Source organism: Sphingomonas sp. (assembly GCF_031380695.1).
In the GTDB taxonomy this organism is placed as follows: Bacteria; Pseudomonadota; Alphaproteobacteria; order Sphingomonadales; family Sphingomonadaceae; genus Sphingomicrobium.
Window position 1 is genome coordinate 1 of the sequence record NZ_JANMWY010000224.1, and the last position, 2,840, is coordinate 2,840.

The 2,840-nt window shown below is 62.5% G+C and carries 3 protein-coding genes; all 3 read left to right on the forward strand.

The window, feature by feature from the left end:
• The coding region (locus RMN84_RS07995; protein ID WP_309611649.1) for an enolase C-terminal domain-like protein at positions 1 to 415 on the forward strand (415 nt) is incomplete at its 5' end.
• The gene (locus RMN84_RS08000; RefSeq protein WP_309611650.1) at positions 415 to 2,040 is read left to right on the forward strand and encodes a GMC family oxidoreductase N-terminal domain-containing protein; all 1,626 of its coding nucleotides are present in this window, start codon (positions 415 to 417) and stop codon (positions 2,038 to 2,040) included. The genes RMN84_RS07995 and RMN84_RS08000, both read left to right, overlap by 1 nt.
• A gap of 90 nt (positions 2,041 to 2,130) precedes the next feature.
• On the forward strand, positions 2,131 to 2,840 hold a 710-nt coding region (locus RMN84_RS08005), incomplete at its 3' end, for a LysR family transcriptional regulator (protein WP_309611651.1).

The following is a 2,840-nucleotide window of genomic DNA, read 5'->3' on the forward strand; positions in this document are numbered from 1 at the left end:
CGAGCGGCTGACAACCAAATACGACTTTGCGCGATTGCTAAATTGTGGCGCAGCCGCGATCCTCCAGTTGAACCTGGGGCGCGTCGGCGGACTACTCGAAGCCAAGAAGATCGCCGGAATGGCCGAAGTCCATCACGCACAGATCGCCCCCCATCTTTACTGCGGCCCAGTGGTCGGCGCGGCCAACATCCAGCTCGCCACCTGCTCGCCCAACTTTCTGATTCTTGAGGGAATCGAGCAGTGGGACGGCTTTCATGCCGAGATTCTGAAGACGCCGATCCGTTGGGAAGCAGGCTATGTTATGTCACCGACTGAGCCCGGACTGGGGGTCGAGCTCGATGAGGACGTCGCGGCGCGGCACCCGTACACGGGCACCATATTGCATCTCGACATGACGGGGCACCCCGTCGGCTGATGGAAATTTTCGACTATGTAGTTGTCGGCGCGGGGACCGCGGGATGCGTGCTGGCCAGTCGCCTGTCGGAAGATGGCACGGCGACGGTCCTGTTGCTCGAGGCGGGAGGAAGTGACCGTTCAATTTGGATCCAGCTGCCGATCGGCTATGGCCGTACCTATTTCGACAAGCGCATCAACTGGATGTACGACAGCGAGCCTATTGCCGGATTGAACGGGCGGAGCAGCTACTGGCCGCGCGGCAAGGTAATCGGCGGATCGGGTTCGATCAACGCCATGGTCTATGTCCGTGGCCAGCCGCGTGACTTCGACCACTGGAAGACAATCGGCAACGTGGGGTGGGGGTGGAACGATGTCCTGCCCTATTTTCGAAAGTCGGAAACATATCAGCACGGGCAGTGCGCGACTCATGGCGGCGATGGCCCGATGCACGTCAGCGACATCAGCGCGCACGCGCATCCGTTGTGCGAGCGGTTTATAGAAACGGCGCAGGCCCTGGGGTTCGAACGCAATCCCGACCTCAACGCGCCGCCTTACGACGGGATCGGCATCTACCCCATCAACACGCACCGGGGCCGGCGGGCGTCGAGCGCCAACGCCTTCCTGCGGCCAGCCCTGCGGCGGCAGAATTTGGAACTGCGAACGGGCGCGCATGCCACGCGGATCCTGTTTGAGGGGCGGCGGGCGATCGGTGTCCGCTATCGGCGCGACGGTCACGAGAGTGAGGTCCGCGCGAACCGCGAAATCATTCTGGCCGGCGGGGCAATCAATTCGCCACAACTGCTGCAATTGTCGGGGGTGGGCGATCCAGCGCTGCTGATGCCGCTCGGGGTAGACGTGGTCCACAGCCTGCCTGCCGTCGGCGAGAATCTGCAGGACCATCTCGCGGTATCCTATTTCTACAAGTCGCGGCTGGCGACACTCAACGACGAGTTGCGGCCGCTGCTGGGCAAGCTCAGGGCAGGGCTGCGCTACGCGCGCGATCGGGGCGGTCCGCTGTCGATGAGCGTCAACCAGGGGGGCGGGTTCGTCCGCAGCCACGTAGACGAGCCGCACGTCGACCTTCAGCTTTATTTCAGCCCGGTGAGCTATACCCAAACCCCCCTGTCAGCGCGCAAGCTGCTCAATCCGGACCCTTTTTCCGCCTTCCTGCTGTCGTTCAATAGCTGCCGACCGACGAGCCGAGGGTCCATTAGAATCGCATCGACCAACGCGTTCTCGCCGCCCGGTATTCAGCCAAATTATCTTTCGACCGAGCACGATGTCGCCGGGGCACTCGTCGGCTGCCGCCTGCTCCGTATGCTGGCACGGACGGCACCGCTGGCGGATATCATCACCGAAGAATTGATCCCGGGTCGTGCGGTCGGCGATGACGCCGAGGCGCTGATGGCTGATTTTCGAGCGCGCGCGGACACCGTTTATCATCCGACCAGCAGCTGCGCGATGGGGCCTAATCCGCACACGTCGGTGGTCGACGCCCGGCTTCGCGTTCACGGAATTTCCGGTCTGCGGGTCGTCGACGCGTCCATCTTTCCGACGATCACTTCGGGCAACACCAACGCGCCGACGGTGATGGTCGCGGAGAAGGGTGCGGCAATGATTATCGAGGATGCGCGAAGTCGCTGACGCGCTTCAACCGCGAGTTAATTTCTTTTACCAGTGCCGCCCGGTACTGGTACAGTTGCGTGAGACTCGACGCCGGGAGGGCAGGCTAGATTGGCCAACACGATCGATCTGTCTGCGCTGCCGCCGCTGAAGGCGCTGCGCGGTTTCGAAGCCGCGACGAGGCACCAGAGCATCCGCAACGCTGCTGACGAACTATGCCTCACGCATCCCGCGGTCAGCCATCAGGTGAGATTGATCGAGCAGGCGCTCGGGGTCGAACTGTTCGAACAGGATGGGCGGCATATCGCGTCGACCCAGGAGGGGCGGATCCTTTATCCTTACGTCCGCGCCGCATTCGAATCACTACTCGAGGGGGTAGAGGCGGTCCAGCGCAATGCGGTCGATAAGCCGTTGCGCGTGCAAACCTATGTCACCGCGTCGATCCGCTGGCTGGCCCGGCGGGTACCACGATTTATCGCCGACCATCCCGAGGTCAAGGTCACGCTGAGCACGTGCGCGGTCGAATGGGAATTCGACGACGTCCACGCCGATGTCGGCCTGGTCTATTGCGAGATACCACCCAATCCCAAATATCATTGGGTGCCATTGTTCGAATATAGCCTGTTCCCGGTGTGCAGCCCGGAGGTAGCCGCGCGACTGGGCGCGGCGCCAACGGCGGCCGACCTGCTCGCCCAACCTCTGGTTGCGATTTATACCGAGGTGCGAAACTGGAAGAGCTGGTTTGAATCGGCCGACGTCGCTTTCGATCCGGCGTCGCCTTTCCTGGTCGTGGATACGCTTGCGGTCGCGCTCGAAATGGC